This is a genomic window from Enterococcus sp. DIV0294 (assembly GCF_050558155.1).
GTDB classification, from domain to species: Bacteria; Bacillota; Bacilli; order Lactobacillales; family Enterococcaceae; genus Enterococcus; species Enterococcus faecalis.
The window spans coordinates 969,464-993,798 of record NZ_CP187889.1; the positions used below are offsets into that span (position 1 = coordinate 969,464).

A 24,335-nucleotide genomic window follows, 5' to 3' on the forward strand; every position below is an offset into this window, starting at 1 on the left:
CCCAAGTCCTTTACTTTAATGAAACAATCATCGAAACAATAACGCAATTTCAGAAATGAAACCGCTTGGTATGAAAGCTGGTGTGATTTAATGAGCTCCTTCTCTGTATAATAATTATCAGATTAGAATAATGAAATTTTACGTGCTAGGCAATTCTAATTTAACTGTTAATTCATAAAAGAAAGGAGAGAACAGACATTAAATTACTAAAGAAATTTGGGGTTTTCGGCGTAGTCTTTTTACTTGTCTCATCCTATTTCATACCGCTCATTGGCTATGCAGAAACAGCCAAAGAAGTTGAAATTACATCCGCTCAAATGATAACAGATGAGAATGATAAAACGAATATTAATATCGAGTTAAATCTTCTCAACCAAACAGAGCAGCCATTACAACGAGAAATTCAATTGAAAAATGCACAGTTCATGGATACTGCTGTAATTGAAAAAGACGGATATTCTTACCAAGTGACTAATGGTACGCTTTATCTGACTTTGGACGCACAAGTAAAAAAGCCGGTACAGCTTTCGTTAGCAGTTGAGCAAAGTTCGCTTCAAACAGCTCAGCCACCTAAGTTATTGTATGAAAACAACGAATATGATGTTTCAGTTACTTCTGAAAAAATAACAGTAGAGGATTCTGCTAAAGAATCAACTGAACCAGAAAAAATAACTGTACCAGAAAATACGAAAGAAACTAACAAAAATGATTCGGCTCCAGAAAAAACAGAACAGCCGACCGCAACAGAAGAGGTAACCAATCCATTTGCAGAAGCAAGAATGGCGCCAGCTACTTTGAGAGCGAATCTGGCACTGCCTTTAATTGCACCACAATACACGACGGATAATTCTGGTACTTATCCGACAGCTAATTGGCAGCCCACAGGCAATCAAAATGTGTTAAACCATCAAGGGAATAAAGACGGTGGTGCACAATGGGATGGTCAAACGAGTTGGAATGGGGACCCTACTAATCGCACAAATTCTTATATTGAGTATGGCGGTACAGGAGACCAAGCCGATTATGCCATCCGAAAATATGCTAGAGAAACAACAACACCAGGGCTTTATGATGTATATCTTAATGTGCGTGGGAATGTTCAGAAAGAAATCACGCCATTGGATTTGGTCTTAGTCGTTGACTGGTCCGGTAGTATGAATGAAAACAATCGGATTGGTGAAGTACAAAAAGGAGTGAACCGTTTTGTTGATACATTGGCAGATAGCGGTATTACCAATAACATCAACATGGGCTATGTTGGCTACTCAAGTGACGGTTATAATAACAACGCCATTCAAATGGGGCCGTTTGATACAGTCAAAAATCCAATTAAAAATATTACGCCAAGTAGCACTAGAGGAGGAACTTTCACTCAAAAAGCATTAAGAGATGCTGGTGATATGTTAGCAACACCAAATGGACATAAGAAAGTCATTGTACTTTTAACGGATGGCGTCCCAACCTTCTCTTATAAAGTGAGTCGAGTTCAAACAGAGGCGGATGGTCGCTTTTACGGGACACAATTTACGAATCGACAAGATCAACCAGGTAGCACTTCTTATATCTCTGGTAGCTATAATGCGCCAGATCAAAACAATATCAATAAACGAATTAACAGTACGTTTATCGCCACGATAGGTGAGGCAATGGCCTTAAAACAACGTGGGATTGAAATACATGGATTGGGCATTCAATTGCAAAGCGATCCACGAGCTAATTTATCTAAACAACAAGTTGAAGATAAAATGCGTGAGATGGTGTCAGCCGATGAAAATGGAGACCTTTATTATGAATCCGCGGATTATGCACCAGACATTTCTGATTATTTAGCGAAAAAAGCGGTTCAGATTTCAGGAACGGTTGTAAACGGAAAAGTAGTTGATCCAATTGCTGAACCTTTTAAATACGAGCCAAATACATTATCAATGAAAAGTGTGGGTCCTGTTCAGGTTCAAACATTACCAGAAGTGTCGCTAACAGGCGCTACAATTAATAGTAATGAGATTTATTTGGGTAAAGGGCAAGAAATTCAAATTCATTATCAAGTACGTATTCAAACAGAGTCAGAAAACTTCAAACCTGATTTTTGGTATCAAATGAATGGTCGGACAACGTTTCAGCCATTAGCCACGGCCCCTGAAAAAGTTGATTTTGGGGTTCCTTCGGGAAAAGCACCTGGCGTGAAGTTAAACGTGAAAAAAATCTGGGAAGAGTATGATCAAGACCCAACAAGTCGGCCAGATAATGTGATTTATGAAATTAGTAGAAAGCAAGTAACTGACACAGCCAACTGGCAAACTGGGTATATTAAATTATCAAAACCAGAAAATGATACCAGCAATAGTTGGGAGCGCAAAAATGTAACCCAACTTTCCAAAACCGCGGATGAAAGCTATCAAGAAGTTCTTGGACTTCCCCAATACAACAATCAAGGACAAGCTTTCAATTACCAAACAACCCGTGAATTAGCAGTTCCTGGTTACAGTCAAGAAAAAATCGACGATACTACTTGGAAAAACACGAAGCAGTTCAAGCCATTAGATTTAAAAGTAATCAAAAATTCTTCCTCAGGTGAGAAAAACTTAGTGGGAGCCGTCTTTGAATTGAGTGGTAAAAATGTTCAGACAACATTAGTGGACAATAAAGATGGGAGCTATTCCTTGCCAAAAGATGTGCGCCTACAAAAAGGGGAACGCTATACATTAACTGAAGTAAAAGCACCTGCAGGACATGAGTTAGGTAAGAAAACGACTTGGCAAATTGAGGTGAATGAGCAAGGCAAAGTAAGCATCGATGGACAAGAAGTGACCACCACAAATCAAGTTATTCCATTGGAAATTGAAAATAAATTTTCTTCTTTGTCAATCAGAATTAGAAAATACACCATGCAAAATGGCAAACAAGTGAACTTAGCAGAGGCGACTTTTGCGTTGCAAAGAAAAAATGCTCAAGGAAGTTACCAAACTGTGGCAACTCAAAAAACAGATACTGCAGGATTGAGCTATTTTAAAATTAGTGAACCTGGTGAGTATCGAATGGTGGAACAATCAGGACCATTAGGCTACGACACTCTTGCTGGAAATTATGAATTTACTGTTGATAAATATGGGGAAATTCACTATGCAGGCAAAAATATTGAAGAAAATGCGCCAGAATGGACACTGACACATCAAAATCATTTGAAACCTTTTGACTTAACGGTTCATAAAAAAGCCGATAATCAGACGCCACTTAAAGGAGCGAAATTCCGTTTAACAGGACCAGATACGGATATTGAATTACCAAAAGATGGCAAAGAAACGGATACTTTTGTTTTTGAAAACTTAAAACCAGGGAAATATGTCCTAACAGAAACCTTTACGCCAGAAGGATATCAGGGGTTAAAAGAACCAATCGAATTAATAATTCGCGAAGATGGTTCAGTCACGATAGATGGGGAAAAAGTAGCAGATGTTTTAATTTCTGGAGAGAAGAATAATCAAATTACTTTAGATGTTACTAACCAAGCAAAGGTTCCTTTACCTGAAACTGGTGGCATAGGACGCTTGTGGTTTTACTTGATAGCGATTAGTACATTCGTGATAGCGGGTGTTTATCTCTTTATTAGACGACCAGAAGGGAGTGTGTAATCGATGAAAAACGCGCGTTGGTTAAGTATTTGCGTCATGCTATTCACTCTTTTCGGGTTTTCACAGCAAGCATTAGCAGAGGCATCGCAAGCAAGCGTTCAAGTTACGTTGCACAAATTATTGTTTCCTGATGGTCAATTACCAGAACAGCAGCAAAACGCAGGGGAAGAGGGAACGCTGCTTCAAAATTATCGGGGCTTAAATGACGTCACTTATCAAGTCTATGATGTGACGGATCCGTTTTATCAGCTTCGTTCTGAAGGAAAAACGGTCCAAGAGGCACAGCGTCAATTAGCAGAAACCGGTGCAACAAATAGAAAACCGATCGCAGAAGATAAAACACAGACAATAAATGGAGAAGATGGAGTGGTTTCTTTTTCATTAGCTAGCAAAGATTCGCAGCAACGAGATAAAGCCTATTTATTTGTTGAAGCGGAAGCACCAGAAGTGGTAAAGGAAAAAGCTAGCAACCTAGTAGTGATTTTGCCTGTTCAAGACCCACAAGGGCAATCGTTAACGCATATTCATTTATATCCAAAAAATGAAGAAAATGCCTATGACTTACCACCACTTGAAAAAACGGTACTCGATAAGCAACAAGGCTTTAATCAAGGAGAGCACATTAACTATCAGTTAACGACTCAGATTCCAGCGAATATTTTAGGATATCAGGAATTCCGTTTGTCAGATAAGGCGGATACAACGTTGACACTTTTACCAGAATCAATTGAGGTAAAAGTGGCTGGAAAAACAGTTACTACAGGTTACACATTGACGACGCAAAAGCATGGATTTACGCTTGATTTTTCAATTAAAGACTTACAAAACTTTGCAAATCAAACAATGACTGTGTCGTATCAAATGCGTTTAGAAAAGACCGCTGAACCAGACACTGCGATTAACAACGAAGGACAATTAGTCACGGACAAGCATACCTTGACTAAAAGAGTCGCAGTTCGTACAGGCGGCAAGTCTTTTGTCAAAGTTGATAGTGAAAATGCGAAAATCACCTTGCCAGAGGCTGTTTTTATCGTCAAAAATCAAGCGGGGGAATACCTCAATGAAACAGCAAACGGGTATCGTTGGCAAAAAGAAAAAGCATTAGCTAAAAAAATCACGTCTAATCAAGCCGGTGAATTTTCAGTTAAAGGTTTAAAAGATGGCCAGTACTTCTTGGAAGAAATCTCTGCGCCAAAAGGTTATCTTCTGAATCAAACAGAAATTCCTTTTACGGTGGAAAAAAATTCTTATGCAACGAACGGACAACGAACAGCACCGTTACATGTAATCAATAAAAAAGTAAAAGAGTCAGGCTTCTTACCAAAAACAAATGAAGAACGTTCTATTTGGTTGACGATTGCAGGCCTGCTAATCATTGGGATGGTAGTCATTTGGCTATTTTATCAAAAACAAAAAAGAGGAGAGAGAAAATGAAGCAATTAAAAAAAGTTTGGTACACCGTTAGTACCTTGTTACTAATTTTGCCACTTTTCACGAGTGTATTAGGGACAACAACTGCATTTGCAGAAGAAAATGGGGAGAGCGCACAGCTCGTGATTCACAAAAAGAAAATGACGGATTTACCAGATCCGCTTATTCAAAATAGCGGGAAAGAAATGAGCGAGTTTGATAAATATCAAGGACTGGCAGATGTGACGTTTAGTATTTATAACGTGACGAGCGAATTTTACGAGCAACGAGCGGCAGGCGCAAGCGTCGATGCAGCTAAACAAGCTGTTCAAAGTTTAACTCCTGGTAAACCTGTTGCTCAAGGAACCACCGATGCAAATGGGAATGTTACTGTTCAGTTACCTAAAAAACAAAATGGTAAAGATGCAGTGTATACCATTAAAGAGGAACCAAAAGAGGGCGTAGTTGCTGCTACTAATATGGTGGTGGCGTTCCCAGTTTACGAAATGATCAAGCAAGCAGATGGTTCCTATAAATATGGAACAGAAGAATTAGCGGTTGTTCATATTTATCCTAAAAATGTGGTAGCCAATGATGGTAGTTTACATGTGAAAAAAGTAGGAACTGCTGAAAATGAAGGATTAAATGGCGCAGAATTTGTTATTTCCAAAAGCGAAGGCTCACCAGGCACAGTAAAATATATCCAAGGAGTCAAAGATGGATTATATACATGGACAACGGATAAAGAACAAGCAAAACGCTTTATTACTGGGAAAAGTTATGAAATTGGCGAAAATGATTTCACAGAAGCAGAGAATGGAACGGGAGAATTAACAGTTAAAAATCTTGAGGTTGGTTCGTATATTTTAGAAGAAGTAAAAGCTCCAAATAATGCAGAATTAATTGAAAATCAAACAAAAACACCATTTACAATTGAAGCAAACAATCAAACACCTGTTGAAAAAACAGTCAAAAATGATACCTCTAAAGTTGATAAAACAATACCAAACTTAGATGGTAAAGATGTGGCAATTGGCGAAAAAATTAAATATCAAATTTCTGTAAATATTCCATTGGGGATTGCAGACAAAGAAGGCGACGCTAATAAATACGTCAAATTCAATTTAGTTGATAAACATGATGCAGCCTTAACTTTTGATAACGTGACTTCTGGAGAGTATGCCTATGCGTTATATGATGGGGATACAGTGATTGCTCCTGAAAATTATCAAGTGACTGAACAAGCAAATGGCTTCACTGTCGCCGTTAATCCAGAATATATTCCTACGTTAACGCCAGGCGGCACACTAAAATTCGTTTACTTTATGCATTTAAATGAAAAAGCAGATCCTACGAAAGGCTTTAAAAATGAGGCGAATGTTGATAACGGTCATACCGACGACCAAACACCACCAACTGTTGAAGTGGTGACAGGTGGGAAACGTTTCATTAAAGTCGATGGCGATGTGACAGCGACACAAGCCTTGGCGGGAGCTTCCTTTGTCGTTCGTGATCAAAACAGTGACACAGCAAATTATTTGAAAATCGATGAAACAACGAAAGCAGCAACTTGGGTGAAAACAAAAGCCGAAGCAACTACTTTTACAACAACGGCTGATGGATTAGTTGATATCACAGGGCTTAAATACGGCACCTATTATTTAGAAGAAACTGTAGCTCCTGATGATTATGTCTTGTTAACAAATCGGATTGAATTTGTGGTCAATGAACAATCATATGGCACAACAGAAAACCTAGTTTCACCAGAAAAAGTACCAAACAAACACAAAGGTACCTTACCTTCAACAGGTGGCAAAGGAATCTACGTTTACTTAGGAAGCGGCGCAGTCTTGCTACTTATTGCAGGAGTCTACTTTGCTAGACGTAGAAAAGAAAATGCTTAATTTCTAGCATCACCGAAGAAATTTTTAGAAAAACAAAGAGCCTGGGCCAATCACTGTCCCAGGCTCTCATGCTTTATTTTTAAGGAGGAAGCAATGAAGTCAAAAAAGAAACGTCGTATCATTGATGGTTTTATGATTCTTTTACTGATTATTGGAATAGGTGCATTTGCGTATCCTTTTGTTAGCGATGCATTAAATAACTATCTGGATCAACAAATTATCGCTCATTATCAAGCAAAAGCAAGCCAAGAAAACACCAAAGAAATGGCTGAACTTCAAGAAAAAATGGAAAAGAAAAACCAAGAATTAGCGAAAAAAGGCAGCAATCCTGGATTAGATCCTTTTTCTGAAACGCAAAAAACAACGAAAAAACCAGACAAATCCTATTTTGAAAGTCATACGATAGGTGTTTTAACCATCCCAAAAATAAATGTCCGTTTACCAATTTTTGATAAAACGAATGCATTACTATTGGAAAAAGGAAGCTCCTTGTTAGAAGGAACCTCCTATCCTACAGGTGGTGCGAATACACATGCGGTCATTTCAGGACATCGTGGTCTTCCTCAAGCCAAATTATTTACAGATTTGCCAGAATTAAAAAAAGGCGATGAATTTTATATCGAAGTTAATGGGAAGACGCTCGCTTATCAAGTGGATCAAATAAAAACCGTTGAACCAACTGATACAAAAGATTTACACATTGAGTCTGGCCAAGATCTCGTCACTTTATTAACTTGCACACCGTATATGATAAACAGTCATCGGTTATTAGTTCGAGGGCATCGTATCCCATATCAACCAGAAAAAGCAGCAGCGGGGATGAAAAAAGTGGCACAACAACAAAATTTACTATTATGGACATTACTTTTAATTGCCTGTGCGTTAATTATTAGCGGCTTCATTATCTGGTACAAGCGGCGGAAAAAGACGACCAGAAAGCATGGAAATTAACGATTCGTATAATAAAAGTGACTATGTTTTTATTTTTTTGGCTCTGTTAAAGTTAGTTGTTGATAATTGATTTTAAAGAACGAATGTTCTATAATCGAACTAACTACATTAGGGTTGGTGATGATTGTGAGAGCGACTGAAATCCTTAAAGCCATTCAAAAATTAAATCCCGCAGAGAAGCACAGATTGCGTGAATATTTAATTGATGCACTAAGAGCATCAAGTTCGACTGGAACCGTTCTTCACGAAATATCTGAACGTAAGAATAAGAATGGGTATGAATGTCCTGATTGTACATCAGAACATATTGTTCGCTTCGGTAAATATACAACAATCGTTGATGGTGAAGAAGTTAAAAAGCAACGCTATCGCTGTAAGGCTTGTAAAAAGACATTTACCGACCTCACAAATACAGTTCTCTATCGAACTCGTCACCTTAACCAGTGGATTAAATTTATTGAGTGTATGATTGAAGGTTATTCTCTTCGGAAGTCTGCTAACTTAATCGGCAACATTACTCACGTCACTTTATTTTATTGGAGGCACAAACTATTATCATCGTTAAAGCAAATGGAAATACCAAATTTTGAAGGTATCGTTGAAATGGACGAGACCTATTTCTTGTACTCAGAAAAAGGACAAAGAAAAATTAAAGGTAGAAAACCTCGCAAACGTGGTGGTTCAGCAAAGAAACGTGGCATAAGTAATGAACAAGTGTGTGTATTAGTTGCAAGAGACCGTGACAAGACCACTATTTCGCAGATATTAGGTATGGGTAGATTAACGAAAGTACAGTTAGATAAAGCCATCGGGCATAAGCTTTCAAATGAAAATATACTATGCACGGATTCTTGGCGTGCATTTAAAACATATGCTGCTGAAAAGGGAATGGATATTTACCAATTCAAGTCCGATGGTAAAATTCGTACAAAGGGGCTTTACCACATCCAGAACGTGAATAATTATCATAGAAGACTAAAAGGTTGGATACAACGATTTAATGGTGTTGCGACCAAGTATTTAAACAATTACCTTGCTTGGTTTCAGGTCTTAGAAAGTATCCAACATCAAAGAAATGAAGTAACAATGAATGATTTGATAATCAGAGGGAATTTAGTACAGAATTCAGAAACTTATGATACAATTAGGTTAACTAAATTTGCTGTTTAAACAGTGTTTCTTATTCAACTAACGGGCAGATTTGTTTAGTAAGGATTTCAATATGGAAATAGAAATGCATGGTAAAATAGGTTAAAAAGGATGTGGTCATTCTTGAAAATTTCTTTAATTGTTGCGATGGATAAGAAAAGAGTAATCGGCAAGGATAACGACATTCCATGGAGAATTTCTAGTGATTGGGAATATGTAAAAAACACTACAAAAGGACATGCAATCATATTAGGTAGAAAGAACCTTCAATCAATCGGAAGGGCTTTACCTGACAGAAGAAATATTATTTTGACTAGAGATAAAAACTTTAACTTTAAGGATTGTGAAATTGCCCATTCAATAGAAGCTGCATTTAAGTTATGCGAAAATGAAGAAGAGGTTTTCATTTTCGGGGGAGAACAGATATATGTTATGTTCTTGCCTTATGTCGAGAAAATGTACGTTACAAAAATTCATCATGAATTCGAAGGAGATACATTTTTTCCAGTAGTTAATTTTGACGATTGGAAAGAAGTATCTGTTGAAAAAGGAATAAAAGATGAAAAGAATCCTTACGATTATTATTTTCATATATATGAGAGAATTCGTTAAACTAACGGAGAACGTTAGTTGGATTGGTTAAAGGCAAATATGATCATATGATCTTCCGCAAAAGGGTGCTTTAGTTGAATAAAACATTATTATTTAATAGAACTTCCAGAAAAATGGAAGTTCTAATTTTTTACCTTATAGCAACAATAAACTTTAACATAGCCATTTTTTTAAACCCTTTACGTAGTAAATCAATGACCAAACCTAAGCAAAAATAAGTACAAAAATGAAGCCCAGAAGAAATCAACGTTCTGGTTGTTAAAGGCTGCTGGGAATAATAAGTATCCAGCACAGGCGTTTGGTGAATAATAGAAAAACCTAGAAAATCTGTAAGGGCCAATAGAAATCCCTTACTATCATATCCAGAAAACCAAAGTAGTATGACGAAAAGGCTAAACATACTAAAAAAAAGAGTAAAAAATAGCTTTTCAATTTTTAATCCTCCTTATCGTGCATAATTGAACCAGAGAAACAGAAGTATTAACGAAATAACTAAAAGAGCAAGCCCTGAATAAAAAGCGACAAAGGGCCAATCAATCGACTGTTTAAATTCCTGCCAAGTTTGGATTTTTCTGTTTTTTTTCGCGCTATCCTCAATCGTTAGTAAATAATTCAATAGTAGGAGGAGCAGCAACACCGTGAAATCATTTGTGGTAAAAAGCACATGTAAAAATAGAATGACAAAGACAACACGGGATAACACTCGATTCCGCAAAATTAAAAATAACTTAGCACGCATAATAAACCACCATTTCTTATCAGAGATAATGAATCTGTTTTTGTCTACTCTTTAGTTATATCATAAAATTCTTAATAATGAAAAAATGATTCGAGAAAATAATTGAAAAAAAGTTTTTTTTCTGAATCATTATTTTCGTAAATAAAGAATAAACGTGTTACTCTTGGCTTATCAAATTTGGAAGGAGTGTTAAAAATGAAATATCTGGATATTATTGCTTTAATTTTATTGATTGTCGGAGGTTTAAACTGGTTATTAGTTGGTGCATTTAATTTTGATTTAGTTGCAACAATTAGTGGCGGTGCAACCACACCATTAGCAAAAATTATCTATATTATTGTCGGAATTTGTGCGATTTATTCTATTAAGTTTTTAGCTCCTTTGTTCCGCGAACCATAGGATTGATTTAAAAGATTTAGATAACGTGAAGTTATTTTGACTTAGCAATTGAGAGTTTCCTTGAGAAAGGGGACTCTTTTTTTATTTTCTATATTCGTTTCAGAAGGTTTAGACAAGCTCAAAAAATATTTCAAGAGAGCTGCGTTGTTTTCAAAATAGAACCTAGCATTACCTCGAACGTACCTCAAATAACCTGTGTCTTTTTTTGAATCATTAGTTCAAATTGATGTGATCACTAGTGAGAAAAATCAGCTCTAGGATATATAGGAAAATATAAGCATCAAATAGGGATTTTGATGATAAATTATCTTTTTCCTTGTTATGATTATAACAAGGAAAAAGAAAGTAGGGATTTATTTATGGAATTACAGGTGACAAAAAAGGCTAAATTTTTTTGTTTGGCGATGGCATTACTAATGACATTAGGTATTTTTATCAGCGCTGGTACAAGTGTTTATGCATCTGACCAGCTAGAGGATTCAGAAGTTGAGGCTGTAGCAAAAGGACTGGAAGAAATGTATGCGAATGGAGTGACGGAAGATAACTTTAAAAACTATGTCAAAAATAATTTTGCTCAGCAAGAGATTTCTTCAGTTGAGGAAGAATTAAATGTAAATATTTCTGATGCTTCAACAGTAGTTCAAGCACGTTTTAATTGGAATGCATTAGGAAGTTGCGTTGCTAACAAAATCAAAGATGAGTTTTTTGCAATGATTAGTATCAGCGCAATTGTAAAAGCTGCACAAAAGAAAGCCTGGAAAGAATTAGCAGTGACTGTATTACGCTTCGCTAAAGCCAATGGGTTAAAGACGAATGCTATTATTGTAGCTGGACAACTAGCTTTATGGGCAGTTCAATGTGGGCTAAGCTAATGAATTTAAAAGATCATGTTACGGAAATAGTAATTACTTTTATCATCGCTTTTGTGTATACTTGGATAGATTCAGGAGAAATTGAAATCTTAAAAACTATTTTGATAACAATAATATTTTTAGCCATGTTCTATGCAATACCCAAAATCACCAATAGAAAAAGAAAATGAAGTGGTTTTAGAAAGATAATGTGATAGGAAGTGTAAGAGGAGGTAACGAGCCTTCTCTTGCTTATAGAAAAAAGAGCTAAAACCTTTATTTTATAAGGTTTTAGCTCTTTTTTGTTTTTCTCTACTTTTCTAAAAATGGAGACGGCGGGAGTCGAACCCGCGTCCAAACATATTGCCACTTAAATCTCTACGTTCATAGACACTCATTTAAAGGTTCGCTTTACAGCGTGCCGAGTGACAGGCATTCTGTATTGCTAGTCTGGTAAGCTCCTCTAAATTTTACAGACGGAAAAATTTAGCGTATCCCACTTCGATTAGGACCCTGACCCGAGCACATGGGCGATGCCGGGAGGATCTTCGCTAGCTGGTTTTTAGGCAGCTAAAGCGAAAGAATTGTTTTCGTTTTTAGCAGTTATATTTAACTGTAACGTTTTAACGTAGCCGTAACCTACGAAACGCAATTCAAGCTCAACTATGCCTGTCGAATCCGTAACGCCCCCGAAATAACATGAGTATCCCTTGATACTTATCAAAGTATAGCATAAATTCCTTGTTTTTTCAAAGAGTAGGATAACACTCTGTTAGATATTCATAAAAAGAGGAAGGATGGACCATAACTCAGTTCATCCTTCCTCTTTTTATGAAAGTGTGTGGGTATGTTTTGTAATCCATTGTTGCAAACGGATATTCAACCAAAAACCATAAATTCCTAAAGTAATTATAGTTAATAAAAGCCATTTAATCCAATGACCGAATAATTGCATAGCTGTACCGTCAAAATAAAGGCGTTTACCATCAATAACGGTATGCTTGATTTTCCAGTTGTACATCATACAAATTCCCCAAGGTGCGCAAATGCCTAATGTAAAGACAGTAATCAAGGTTGCTAAAATTGAAGTCCCGATATACGTTGCTAAACCACCGTCAAAATATGAATTTTTCATTCTTTTCCTCCTTATCTCATAAACTTTATTATAACAAGAATAAATGGCCTGGGAAACAAAATGAGGATGAAATAAGTATTTTTATTCATTATTGATGTGAAATATGTTATTTATGCAACTCAAACTTGGCAGCATGAGATATTTTGTAACAAATGTTATCTAATGTAACTACCATAATAAAACGTTTTCCTTAGGAAGTGAATTAGAAATTTAAAAAAAAGGCTACTTAAATGAGCATTAATATTGTACGAGACATATCTTTTTGCTATTGTCAACTTCTGAAAAAGACCACTAAGTGGAAAAAATAAGAGAAAAGAAGGGTGAATAATTTTTTATGACAAAAAGTGTAAAATTTTTAGTGTTACTGTTGGTAATGATTCTACCAATTGCGGGGGCGTTATTGATTGGTCCAATTTCGTTTGGCGCCGAATTGAGCAAAAGTCCAATCGTTGACAAAGTAGAATTAGATCACACTACTTTATATCAAGGGGAGATGACCTCAATTAAAGTATCTTTTAGTGACAAAGAGAATCAGAAAATAAAACCTGGAGATACTATTACTTTAACTTTACCAAATGCATTAGTTGGAATGACCGAGAACGATGGCTCACCACGAAAAATCAATTTAAATGGTTTAGGGGAAGTTTTTATCTATAAAGATCATGTTGTAGCAACATTTAACGAAAAAGTTGAATCTTTACATAATGTGAATGGGCATTTTTCTTTCGGGATTAAAACGCTTATCACCAATAGTTCGCAACCGAATGTAATAGAAACGGATTTCGGAACAGCAACGGCGACTCAACGTTTGACGATTGAAGGAGTGACTAACACAGAGACTGGCCAAATTGAGCGAGACTATCCGTTTTTTTATAAAGTAGGCGATTTGGCTGGAGAGTCAAATCAAGTACGTTGGTTTTTAAATGTGAACCTCAATAAATCCGATGTCACAGAAGATATTTCAATTGCGGATCGACAAGGAAGTGGTCAACAATTAAATAAAGAGAGTTTTACATTTGATATTGTGAATGACAAAGAAACTAAATATATTTCACTTGCCGAGTTTGAGCAACAAGGTTATGGCAAAATTGACTTCGTAACAGATAATGACTTTAATTTACGTTTTTATCGGGATAAAGCACGCTTTACTTCCTTTATCGTCCGTTACACTTCGACAATCACAGAAGCAGGCCAACATCAAGCAGCATTTGAAAATAGTTATGACATCAATTATCAACTAAACAATCAAGACGCAACGAATGAAAAAAATACATCACAGGTTAAAAATGTTTTTGTAGAAGGCGAGGCAAGCGGCAATCAAAATGTGGAAATGCCAACAGAAGAAAGTCTAGACATTCCTTTAGAGACAATAGATGAATGGGAACCAAAGACACCTACTTCGGAACAGGCAACAGAAACAAGTGAAAAGACAGACACAACAGAAACCGCAGAAAGCAGCCAACCAGAAGTTCATGTCTCACCAACAGAAGAAGAAAATCCAGATGAAGGTGAAACACTAGGCACGATTGAGCCAATCATACCTGAAAAACCAAGTGTGACAACTGAAGAGAATGGCACGACAGAAACTGCAGAAAGCAGCCAACCAGAAGTTCATGTCTCACCAACAGAAGAAGAAAATCCAGATGAAAGTGAAACACTAGGCACGATTGAGCCAATCATACCTGAAAAACCAAGTGTGACAACTGAAGAGAACGGCACAACAGAAACCGCAGAAAGCAGTCAACCAGAAGTTCATGTCTCGCCAACAGAAGAAGAAAATCCAGATGAAAGTGAAACGTTAGGTACAATTGAACCAATCCTACCTGAAAAACCAAGTGTGACAACTGAAGAGAATGGCACAACAGAAACGGCAGAAAGCAGTCAACCAGAAGTTCATGTCTCACCAACAAAAGAAATTACTACAACTGAGAAAAAACAGCCATCCACAGAAACAACTGTGGAGAAAAATAAAAATGTTACATCAAAAAATCAACCACAAATACTAAACGCTCCATTAAATACATTGAAAAATGAAGGAAGCCCACAGTTGGCTCCCCAACTGCTTAGTGAACCAATTCAAAAATTAAATGAAGCAAACGGGCAACGAGAACTTCCCAAAACAGGCACAACAAAAACACCGTTTATGCTAATAGCAGGAATACTGGCAAGTACATTTGCCGTTTTAGGTGTAAGTTATCTACAAATCAGAAAGAATTAACAATAGAAAAGCCATCCAGCTTTCGCTGGGGGGCTTTTCTATTATCTGGAGATAAATTGCTGATAGGCGCCAATCAAAAACTATGCTACAGTAAGGTATATAATGCTCGAAAAGGAGGGAGTAAATGACTAAAAAAATATGGTCGCACTTTCGGAAACGCTTCACTTGGTACATTTTGATTGGTGTGATTGTTTCATTATGTAGTGCTTTAGCAATTTATTTTTTTCAACAGTTGTTAGATCATTATCAAAAAAGTTTCCAACTAGGGTTGTTAGTAGCGTATGGAACGACAATTATTTTAATTCCGCTATTGTCTTACTGTGAACAGAAACCGAAAGCTTACTTAACTAATGGCATCTATTTCTATTTGAAGAAATTAAGTTTAATAAAAATGAGCAAGATTTCCTATGAAGAATATCTAAAACTGGGAGCGGGAGCTTTACTAGAAAAAGTAGAAGTTGGTGCAGCAGCTGGGAGAAATATCCACTTGAATTTTTATGGGCGCTTATTTCGAGAGCTAATTCCAGAGACGTTATTTAATTTGTTTTTCATAGCATTGATTGATAAAAAATTACTGCCAGCAATTCTAATTGGTTATGTGATTGTATTTATTTTAACCAAAACGCTTTTGAAAACGCTACAAAAAATGAAAGAAAAAACACTTATTTCTGAAGAAGCAATGAATGCTACTTTGATACGAGGGATGACAGAACTAGTAACTTTTAGAATTAATCGAAAATATAAAAAAGAGATTGAAAATTACGCGTTAATGGCAGAGGAAAATAGTCAAAATATAACAAAAATGACTATGATCCATGAATTTTTCTTTGGCTTTTTTGCCTTGTTAGTCGCACTAATCAAAGTAAGTATTGTCGTACTTAGTTTTACTAACGTCGTGACGTTAAGTTTAGGTGGACTTGTAGCGATAGTGATGTATATCGATCGAATTTATACGCCGATAGCCATATTTAATGTTTTATTTGTTCAATATAATTTGGATAAAGTAGCCTATCAGCGCTTGGAAGGTTTTTATAAAAAAGAAGATGATCCTGATTTAGCGGTTTCCGGCAAAGCGTTACCTGAAATTCAAACAATTTTATTAAAAGATGTGTGTTTTAGCGTAGATAGTCAAACGATTATGTCCCAACAAAATCGACAATTTTCAATGAATAAAACCTATGGCTTGATTGGAAAAAGTGGGACAGGCAAATCTACCCTGATTAAATTGATTTTAGGATTATTGAAGCCGACAGAGGGGACAATTTATGTGAATCAATTTCCTCTAACACAATTCAATTTGGAAGATTATTATGAAAAAGTTTTTTATTTATCTCAAGATGTGCCAATATTTCAAGGAACGTTGAAAGAAAATATTGTATTGAATCAAGAAATTTCTGATGAACAAGTAATTGAAGCTATGTATCGTTTTCAGTTGGGGGAACTTTATGAACGGTTGCCGGAAGGTTTAAACACTATTGTGAGTGAAAAAGGAATGAATTTTTCTGGTGGCGAGAAACAACGGATTGCTTTCACGCGCTTAGCATTTACACAAGCAGAGATCCTTATTTTAGATGAGGCGACTTCCGCATTGGACGAAAAGACCGAAGAAAAAGTGTTACAAGAAGTACAAAAATTTACCCACAATAAGTTGACTATTTTGGTTACTCATCGACCTAAAACCCTGCGATTTGTAGATGAAATTATTGATTTAAATGAGTGAACTTGTTAGCTCTTTGGCGCTTCTTTTGCTACACTTTTTATAAGAATTGAGAGAAAGGGGCAACTGTTGATGAATAATAATGAGCAAGAATTAGCGGAATTTTGGGATGAATTTGCAGAAGAATATGAAGAAATTCAACAAGAATCGCCATTTCCAATTGCCCGAGAATTACGTGATTTCTTGGTCCAAGAAGGTCTTTTTCCGTGTCAGACATTTCTGGATATCGCAGGTGGGACGGGACGATATTTACCTTTTTTTCAAGAGCAAGTCACGGAGTATACGCTAGCCGATATTTCTCAGAGAATGTTGGAGATTGCGGAAGCAAAAGCACAAAGCAACGTTGTTTTTCTTCACCAAAGCCAAGAAAGACTGATTGAGACTGGGAAAAAATTTCAAGTCGTTTTTTCAGCGATGAACCCTGCTTTGGATACGCCGGAAAAAGTTAATGCATTGTGCCAATTAAGTGAAGAATGGTGTCTTATATTTCGGCTAGTGGAAGAGCAAGATTCGTTGTTTTCTCCTTTTGAGCAAGAGAGCAACCCGCAGTTAAATTGGATGGCAAAATACAAAGCATTTCTAAAAAAAGAACAGCGACCTTTTTTCACAAAAAAATTTTTCTTTGAAGCATCAGAAACTATTTCAAAAGACTTTTTCCGCAGCTATTTTGAAGAACAATGGTCACTTCCAATTTTAGAACAACGCATACAAGAAATTTTTGGTTCTCATGAAATTAAGCAAAATCAGCGTACCATTATTTATGAATTAATTGCGATTCCATGTAAAAAAACAACCAGCGATGACTAATTATCGCTGGTTGTTTTTCGGTTATTTAATTGTGTGAAAGCTTTTTCTGGAATCTCTTTTTTATCAATTTTAACAGGAGATTGGATGATTCTTTTTTTACTAATGGTTGCTTCTATGTAAGCATTTGGTTCCAAAGGTTGCGGATTTTTGTCTGTCCGTTCGTAATCCATGACTTGTGTTTTTCCATTACTTTTAACAAAAGTTAGTCGATAGTGTAAAGAATATTGGCCATCTATGCTTTTTTGATTGTCATCTACTGTTTGTTTTCGTTCAGGAATTTCTAGAGGAACTTGTGCATAGGCTTTTTCACCCTTATATGTATCTGCATAATAACGATAGCCTGTATAACCACCAACAATCAATAAGCCAATAAATAAAATAGCGCCGATTTTTTTCATTTTTTCTCCTCCTAACAATTTACAAAAATAGCATAGCAAAAGAAGAAGGAGATGGAACATCGAAAAAACGAACAGTTCTCTTACAAAACTGTTCGTTTTTTTCAGTCTATTTAGCTTTCATCAGAGAGTAGAAAGGAATCATTTTTCTTACGATAACTAAAGAAAATAACAAAGTACAATAGGCCTGTTAAAAGAGTAACGCCTAACGAATTTGTAAATAAGATGCCAATAAAGATGAGGCCTAAAATGATTAAAGCAAGGAGATTAATACTTTTTTCAAAGAGAGACCCTCGTTTTAAAGACAGAACAAACGCCGCAGCGCTAATTAAAATCCAAATTAGCAAGACAGTGTAAGAGAGAGAACCGGCTAAGTAACCAAATAATTCATCGCCAACAAAATAAGAAAGAATAACGCCCAGATATAAAACACTTGCGCAGAAGAAAACTGAACGTTGAGGTACTTGGTGCTTGTTTAAAACCGCTAGTTTACTCATGGGTCCTTTTTTATCTTTTAAGCGAAAATATAAAAGGCGAGAAGAGGCGTATACCCCAGAATTAATAGAAGAAAACAAGGCTAAAATAATCACAAAATTTACGATGTCAGCAGCAAAAGGAATATTCATTTTTTCAAAAACCATAACAAATGGACTCACCGTTGTGCCTGCTAATGTATTCCAAGGGAAAATAATCAAAAGTAAGAATAATGGAATGATATAGAAGGAAATAATCCGTCCCATCACACCACGAATCGCTTTAGGAATGGCTTTTTTAGGATCATCTGCTTCACTGACAGTAATCGCGATTAATTCTGAACCGCCATAAGAATAAATAACTACTAATAAAGAATTAACAATACCTTTCATGCCATGTGGGGCGAAGCCACCATGATCGGTGATACTTTGTAAAGTAGGGAAGACACCACTGCCTAGCATTTGTTGTCCCACCAGATAAACACCAAAAATAATTAACAAAATGATGACACTAATTTTAGCAAACGCCAACCAATATTCTGTTTCTGCAAATAAACGAACCGAGTAAAGATTGATGAGCGTCGTTAAAATAGCTAAAATGAAAACAAAAAACCAAGCAGGAATATTAGGAAACCAAAGTTGTAAAAAGGAAGCTGCGGCAACCGCTTCTGCGATAATATTAATTGTCCACATGGAATAATAAACCCAATCAATAAAGTCAGCAGAATGTGCACCTAAAAATGGTCGAACTAAGCCAGACAAACCATGATGTGTGTCTCCGCCATCTAAAACGAGTTTTCCTAAACCACTCATGACGATGAAGAGAACAGCACCGCCAATTAGAAAGGCGATTAAAACAGAAGGACCAGCAATACCAATTGCTTCGCCACTTCCTTTAAAAAGACCTGCGCCAATCGCTCCCCCTAAGGCTAACATCGTAATGTGGCGCGAGCTTAATTGTTTTTTTAAGGTTGTTTGTTGTGTTTCACTCATAGGATTCTCCTTTAATTGAAAAAAATAATATGAAAATAACTTTCTTTATTATATACAATTTTCTGACAATTACAACTATTCTGTCAATGAAAATGAAAAAATAAGTGAAAAATATTATGAAAATAAAAAAATTGAGCAATTTAAGTGATTAAAATCGCTCAATTTTTTTATTAATTTTTATTTTTTAATAGAGTCATAATAGTTAATGGAACAGTAATGACTACATAGCCTATGATACTAGCCACTACTAAATAAGCTATAGGACTCGAGAAATTAAATAAGTCCGTTAAAAGTATTGCGACAATCATTGAAATAGCATAACAAATGAATAATTGAATAAACCGCTTTGCAGACAAAAAATCACCTCTTCCTAATTAGTTAAAGTCTCTTTTCAATCATTTAGTATACACCTGAAAAGAAGAATAAACTATCATTAATTAAAAGAAAAAGTGAAATAACTAGCGGATTTTTTGTTCAGCTGATTATCTTAAGAATTAGAAAATGGGACATAAGTCATCTCGACTTATGTCCCATTTTCATTTATGACGTTGGCTTCGTGTAAATTGAGAAGTCTCGTCCTCTCTAGTGGTTGGTTGTTGTGTTCGTTGTACGGCTTGCTTTTCCGGCTCGCTCTTTTTTGCAACATCAGTCACAACGTTTGGCTTCTGAGAAGGGGGAACGGTTGTTTTTTTGTTTAAAGTTGGCGTAGTTCTTTTTGTTTCTTTCTTTTGTTTCTTTTTATTATTTTTATCATTTCCAGTGACTGTCAAATAGATAATCAGAAAAATCATTAGGATCGTTGCAACAATTAATAGAATAAACATGTTAAATGAAATGAACATGCATGGCCCTCGTTTCTCGTTTTTTCTTAGTTTACCAAAATTTCAAAATTTCGTCACTCTTTTCTTCAGAAAAAACGAATTTCAAAGGGGTTAAAAGAAACTTTTATAAAAAAGCCTCCTTTTTTGTGTGAAAATGCACAAAATTTCTGGAATCGTTTGCTGTTAAAACCAGATACTGGTAAAATAATTATTGTATAAGAATCATTTTAAAAAACGATTTTTGTTACAAATAACGTATTTGTTGAAAAGGCACTGTGAAGTAGTTAGAGACGACAGCCAAGTGACTTTTAATGACAGCCGCCCAATTAATTTCATGGAGCCTTTTCGTAGAAAACGAGGAGGTTATTTTGCGTGAAAGTGAGTATATTTTCGACATGCGTGGTGGATTTACTTTTTCCAAATGTAGGGCAAGCAATGGTAGAGGTTTTGGAACGGTATGGCTGTGAAACGGTTTTACCAACAAGCCAAACGTGTTGTGGTCAGCCAACGTATAATAGTGGCTATGTGACAGAGAGCACGACAACGCTTAAGAATCAAATTGATAGTTTTGACGGTGCCGATTATGTGGTGGGACCTGCGGGGTCTTGTGTCGGCATGATGAAAGAATACCACAAATTTTTAGCAGATGATCCTATTTATGGGCCAAAAGCACAACGTTTAGCTGAGCGAACTTACGAGTTTAGTCAGTTTCTTTATCGTGTCTTAGGGGTCAAAGATGTTGGCGCAACGTTACATGGGAAAGCAACTTATCATCGTTCTTGTCATATGACGAGAATTTTAAATGAACGAGAATCACCCTTTGTTTTGTTGGATCATGTGAAAGGATTAGAAATGATTCCTTTAGGACATCTTGAAAATTGTTGCGGATTTGGCGGAACGTTTTCAGTGAAAATGCCAGCTATTTCTGAACAAATGGTGACGGAAAAAATGAACGATGTGATTGATACAGGCGCAGAAATTTTAATTAGTGCGGATATGGGTTGCCTGATGAATATCGGGGGTAAATTCAATCGTGATGGGAAAAAGATTAAGATTATGCATATTGCAGAAGTCCTTAATCACGAAGTGGATGAAGCACGCATGGACCAACCGCAAATCATATCGGTAGGGTAAGGGGGAAGAACTGTGGGATTATCAACGAGCAATAAGCCGTTAAGTGAACGAATTGAAGAAAGTAAAAAAGATGTGTTTATGCAAAAGGCTGTCGCCAAAGCACAAGATGCCCAATGGGAGAAACGAGAAGGTGCGCGGGAAGCTTTAGGCAATTGGCCACAATGGCGTGAACTGGGAGAACAAATTCGCCAACATACCATTCAATATCTGCCTGACTATTTAGAAGAGTTCAGTGATAACGTCGCCAAACGAGGTGGCAAAGTCTTTTTTGCTCAAACCGCCGAAGAGGCCAATGAATATGTGAAACAAGTGGTTCTAGAAAAAAAGGCGAAAAAAATTGTGAAATCTAAATCAATGGTGACGACCGAAGTCGATATTGATCCAATGTTATTGGGATTAGACGATGTCAGTGTGATGGAAACAGACTTGGCGGAATTCATTTTACAAATGGATGACTGGGATGAGCCGTCACATATTGTTTTCCCAAGTATTCATAAAAATCGCGAACAGATTCGTCAGGTTTTTGCGAAAAAATTAGGGTATCAAGGGGATAATGACCCAGTAAATTTGGCACGCTGTGCACGAGAAGTGATGCGCAAATTCTTTTTGGAAGCGGAGATTGGCATTACAGGTTGTAATTTCGCTATTGCGGATAGTGGCTTAATTAACTTAAATACAAATGAAGGAAATGCTGATTTGACCATCAGTATTCCTAAGACACAAATCGTGTTAATGGGGATGGAAAGAATCGTACCAACAATGCGTGAAGCAGAGGTTTTAGATAACCTTTTAGCCAGAAGTGCTGTTGGTCAAAATTTAACAACGTATGTGACGTTTGCCGGGCAAAAAAATGCGGATGAATCCGATGGTCCAGAAGAATTTCACGTAGTCATTTTGGATAACGGGCGTTCAAAAGCTTTAGGAACAGCCTTTCAGCCAGTCTTACAGTGTATTCGTTGTGGGTCTTGTCTGAACGTTTGTCCGGTCTATCGCCATATTGGAGGGCACGGTTATGGCTCTATTTATCCAGGACCAATTGGTGCTGTACTTTCTCCAATTTTAGGTGGATATAAACAGTTTGGGGAATTGCCTTATGCGTCTAGTCTTTGTGGGGCATGTACGGAAACGTGTCCTGTAAAAATTCCATTGCACGAACTATTAATTGAACATCGTAAAGTGATGACCGATGATCTGAAAATGAAACATGGATTTGAAGATTTCCAAATGCGTATGGTAGGTAAAGCCACTGGTTCACCAGCAATGTTTAAAGCAGCCATGAAAGTCGATCATGCTGCAGCGGGCATTTTAAGTAAACAAAAAGAAATTACTGTTGAAAACATGTATAATCATGGGGGCTACCTTGATAAAGGACCAGGGTTAGTAAAAGGTTGGACCGATGTTCGTGATTTGCCAAGACCACCAAAATCTTCAGAAAACTTCAGAAGTTGGTTCAAAAAACATCAAGAAGGTGAAAAAAATGACTAACGAAGCGATTCAAAATCGAGAACCTTTTTTACAAAATCTACGAGAAAAATTAGGCGTAGAAAAACAGCCTGTTTCGGCCCATCCATTTGAGCCAGTTAATCATTTACCAGAAGAACAGTTGGCAGATAAAACACCAGCAGAGCTATTAACGATTGTGAAAGAACGTGTGGAAACGATTCACACGAACTTAGTGGAAACCACACAAGAAAATTTACTGACGACGATTCAGCAAATTGTTGCTGAGTTTGGTGGGGGCAATCTTTTATTGCCAACAGATGCACGTTTTGAAGCCTATGGATTAGCTGATTTAGCTAAGTCATTAGAGGCTGTTTCTGTTAAGCAATGGCAACCTGGAAGTGAGCAACGAGAAGCGAATATTCAAACAGCTGCTCAGGCAAATATTGCGATTGCCTTTGCTGAGTTTTTACTAGCTGAATCAGGAACGATTGTGGTGGAGTCCAATGCGGGACAAGGCAGAGCCTTACATTTTTTACCGAAGCATTATATTTCAATTATACCGTTTAGTAAACTCGTTCCACGTTCGACTCAGCCAGCAGCTTTTTATACAGATAAAATAGAAAAAGGCGAAAAAATCGGCTCAGCGATTCACTTTATTTCAGGGCCTTCTAATTCAGGAGATATTGAAATGCAACTGGTTGTCGGGTTGCATGGTCCTTTAGAAGTTTGTTACGTGGTTGTGATGGATCGCTAAAACGCTAGAAGCATAATCAATTCAGCCCTTTTTAGAATTGATTATGCTTTTTTTTATGAGCAGGATCAAAAAAGTAAGAATCAAATTTGAAAGAAATACGTTTTTTTTCTGACCATTTTGTAAAAAAAGCGTACATAAAAATTAATTGAGTGTTAAGCACTATAGGATTGATTTACTTTGTGGTAGAATATGAGACATAAGATAATAAGGTTTTTGGAGGAATGAGTTTGAAATCAAAAGAATTAATTAAAACAGTAGTCTTTTTTGCCTGCTTAGCTTTGGGTCTGTTTTTACTGAGACAATTTGTATTTACGCCTGTCGTAGTGAGAGGTCATTCAATGGATCCAACGTTAGCAGATGGTGAACGGGTAATTACATTAAAAAACACAGAAATTAATCGTTTCGATATTATTACTTTTCCAGCGCCAGATGAACCAGATAAAAATTATATTAAACGTGTGATTGGTTTACCTGGAGATACAATTGCGTACAAGGATGATACGTTGTACATCAATGGAAAAGAAGTTGACGAACCCTATTTAGATGAATTTAAAAAAGCCTTAACAGATGGTCAACCTTTGACAGGCGATTTTTCACTAAAAGAAAAAGTACCAGCAGATAGCTACTTTGTTTTAGGTGATAATCGACGGAATTCAAAAGACGGTCGTGTCATTGGTTTTATTCATAAAAAAGATATTTTGGGTGAAGTGAAATTTGTGATGTGGCCATTCTCACGGTTTGGTCCAATACCAGAAGTGTCAAAACAATAAAAGATACAATGAGTAAAAGAGAAGGACGGAA

The 24,335-nt window shown here is 36.5% G+C and carries 22 protein-coding genes and 1 other RNA gene; 16 read left to right on the forward strand and 7 right to left on the reverse strand.

Annotated elements, in window-relative coordinates; genetic code table 11:
* Positions 1–164: 164 nt before the first annotated feature.
* The 6 genes from ebpA (at position 165) to dfrD (ending at position 9,655) form a co-directional block, all read left to right on the forward strand.
* Positions 165–3,629 (forward strand): endocarditis and biofilm-associated pilus tip protein EbpA, encoded by a 3,465-nt coding sequence (gene ebpA / locus IGJ20_RS04880; protein WP_202522623.1) that lies wholly within the window; start codon positions 165–167, stop codon positions 3,627–3,629.
* 3 nt (positions 3,630–3,632) lie between these two features.
* Positions 3,633–5,063, forward strand: a complete 1,431-nt coding sequence (ebpB, locus tag IGJ20_RS04885; RefSeq protein WP_202522419.1) for an endocarditis and biofilm-associated pilus minor subunit EbpB — start codon at positions 3,633–3,635, stop codon at positions 5,061–5,063.
* Positions 5,060–6,943: an endocarditis and biofilm-associated pilus major subunit EbpC gene (ebpC, locus tag IGJ20_RS04890; RefSeq protein WP_202522420.1), complete on the forward strand. Its 1,884-nt coding sequence runs from the start codon at positions 5,060–5,062 to the stop codon at positions 6,941–6,943. Before ebpB ends, ebpC begins: the two co-directional genes overlap by 4 nt.
* A gap of 93 nt (positions 6,944–7,036) precedes the next feature.
* Complete coding sequence (gene srtC / locus IGJ20_RS04895) at positions 7,037–7,894, forward strand: Ebp pilus assembly class C sortase (RefSeq protein ID WP_002360607.1); 858 nt, start codon at positions 7,037–7,039, stop codon at positions 7,892–7,894.
* A gap of 126 nt (positions 7,895–8,020) precedes the next feature.
* Positions 8,021–9,064 carry an IS1595-like element ISBsp6 family transposase gene (locus IGJ20_RS04900; protein WP_076611814.1) on the forward strand — a complete coding sequence of 348 codons (1,044 nt, stop codon included), beginning with the start codon at positions 8,021–8,023 and terminating at the stop codon, positions 9,062–9,064.
* A gap of 102 nt (positions 9,065–9,166) precedes the next feature.
* A complete protein-coding gene (dfrD, locus tag IGJ20_RS04905) occupies positions 9,167–9,655 on the forward strand; it encodes a trimethoprim-resistant dihydrofolate reductase DfrD (protein WP_063844481.1) in 489 nt (162 codons plus the stop codon).
* A gap of 445 nt (positions 9,656–10,100) precedes the next feature.
* Here the strand turns inward: dfrD and IGJ20_RS04910 are convergent, their stop codons facing one another.
* Complete coding sequence (locus IGJ20_RS04910; protein WP_002366440.1) at positions 10,101–10,394, reverse strand: hypothetical protein; 294 nt, start codon at positions 10,392–10,394, stop codon at positions 10,101–10,103.
* Positions 10,395–10,589: 195 nt separating this feature from the next.
* Here IGJ20_RS04910 and IGJ20_RS04915 point away from each other — a divergent pair, with 195 nt between their 5' ends.
* From IGJ20_RS04915 to IGJ20_RS04925, 3 genes are all read left to right on the forward strand, one after another.
* Positions 10,590–10,793, forward strand: a complete 204-nt coding sequence (locus IGJ20_RS04915) for a DUF378 domain-containing protein (RefSeq protein ID WP_002381996.1) — start codon at positions 10,590–10,592, stop codon at positions 10,791–10,793.
* A gap of 359 nt (positions 10,794–11,152) precedes the next feature.
* The gene (gene entV, locus IGJ20_RS04920; RefSeq protein ID WP_002358120.1) at positions 11,153–11,665 is read left to right on the forward strand and encodes an enterococcin EntV; all 513 of its coding nucleotides are present in this window, start codon (positions 11,153–11,155) and stop codon (positions 11,663–11,665) included.
* A complete protein-coding gene (locus tag IGJ20_RS04925; protein ID WP_202522624.1) occupies positions 11,650–11,835 on the forward strand; it encodes a hypothetical protein in 186 nt (61 codons plus the stop codon). Before entV ends, IGJ20_RS04925 begins: the two co-directional genes overlap by 16 nt.
* 133 nt (positions 11,836–11,968) lie before the next feature.
* On the opposite strand, the gene ssrA is transcribed toward IGJ20_RS04925, so the two are convergent.
* Positions 11,969–12,335: a transfer-messenger RNA gene (gene ssrA, locus IGJ20_RS04930) on the reverse strand.
* A 138-nt stretch (positions 12,336–12,473) separates the two neighbouring features.
* Entirely contained in the window at positions 12,474–12,779 is a 306-nt protein-coding gene (locus IGJ20_RS04935; RefSeq protein ID WP_002360604.1) for a DUF898 family protein, read from the reverse strand.
* Between the two features lie 334 nt (positions 12,780–13,113).
* Between IGJ20_RS04935 and IGJ20_RS04940 the strand changes: the two genes are divergently transcribed.
* From IGJ20_RS04940 to IGJ20_RS04950, 3 genes are all read left to right on the forward strand, one after another.
* Positions 13,114–14,997 (forward strand): collagen binding domain-containing protein, encoded by a 1,884-nt coding sequence (locus IGJ20_RS04940; protein ID WP_202522434.1) that lies wholly within the window; start codon positions 13,114–13,116, stop codon positions 14,995–14,997.
* A gap of 124 nt (positions 14,998–15,121) precedes the next feature.
* Positions 15,122–16,717: an ATP-binding cassette domain-containing protein gene (locus IGJ20_RS04945; RefSeq protein WP_202522435.1), complete on the forward strand. Its 1,596-nt coding sequence runs from the start codon at positions 15,122–15,124 to the stop codon at positions 16,715–16,717.
* Between the two features lie 69 nt (positions 16,718–16,786).
* Positions 16,787–17,521 carry a class I SAM-dependent methyltransferase gene (locus tag IGJ20_RS04950; protein ID WP_010822689.1) on the forward strand — a complete coding sequence of 245 codons (735 nt, stop codon included), beginning with the start codon at positions 16,787–16,789 and terminating at the stop codon, positions 17,519–17,521.
* On the opposite strand, the gene IGJ20_RS04955 is transcribed toward IGJ20_RS04950, so the two are convergent.
* From IGJ20_RS04955 to IGJ20_RS04970, 4 genes are all read right to left on the reverse strand, one after another.
* Positions 17,518–17,919, reverse strand: a complete 402-nt coding sequence (locus IGJ20_RS04955; protein ID WP_202522436.1) for a YxeA family protein — start codon at positions 17,917–17,919, stop codon at positions 17,518–17,520. The genes IGJ20_RS04950 and IGJ20_RS04955 overlap by 4 nt on opposite strands.
* Before the next feature lie 110 nt (positions 17,920–18,029).
* Positions 18,030–19,382, reverse strand: coding sequence for an amino acid permease (locus IGJ20_RS04960; RefSeq protein WP_002382100.1), 1,353 nt, complete (start codon positions 19,380–19,382; stop codon positions 18,030–18,032).
* A 170-nt stretch (positions 19,383–19,552) separates the two neighbouring features.
* Positions 19,553–19,738, reverse strand: a complete 186-nt coding sequence (locus IGJ20_RS04965; protein WP_002358046.1) for a hypothetical protein — start codon at positions 19,736–19,738, stop codon at positions 19,553–19,555.
* 180 nt (positions 19,739–19,918) lie between these two features.
* Positions 19,919–20,206 (reverse strand): hypothetical protein, encoded by a 288-nt coding sequence (locus tag IGJ20_RS04970; RefSeq protein ID WP_002386008.1) that lies wholly within the window; start codon positions 20,204–20,206, stop codon positions 19,919–19,921.
* A 369-nt stretch (positions 20,207–20,575) separates the two neighbouring features.
* On the opposite strand from IGJ20_RS04970, the gene IGJ20_RS04975 reads away from it, so the two are divergent.
* From IGJ20_RS04975 to lepB, 4 genes are all read left to right on the forward strand, one after another.
* Complete coding sequence (locus tag IGJ20_RS04975; RefSeq protein ID WP_002365495.1) at positions 20,576–21,337, forward strand: (Fe-S)-binding protein; 762 nt, start codon at positions 20,576–20,578, stop codon at positions 21,335–21,337.
* 12 nt (positions 21,338–21,349) lie between these two features.
* Complete coding sequence (locus tag IGJ20_RS04980; protein ID WP_002358041.1) at positions 21,350–22,822, forward strand: LutB/LldF family L-lactate oxidation iron-sulfur protein; 1,473 nt, start codon at positions 21,350–21,352, stop codon at positions 22,820–22,822.
* Complete coding sequence (locus IGJ20_RS04985) at positions 22,815–23,534, forward strand: LutC/YkgG family protein (RefSeq protein ID WP_010716939.1); 720 nt, start codon at positions 22,815–22,817, stop codon at positions 23,532–23,534. The genes IGJ20_RS04980 and IGJ20_RS04985 overlap by 8 nt, the downstream gene beginning before the upstream one ends.
* Positions 23,535–23,755: 221 nt before the next feature.
* Positions 23,756–24,304, forward strand: coding sequence for a signal peptidase I (gene lepB, locus IGJ20_RS04990; protein ID WP_002358039.1), 549 nt, complete (start codon positions 23,756–23,758; stop codon positions 24,302–24,304).
* Positions 24,305–24,335: the final 31 nt, after the last annotated feature.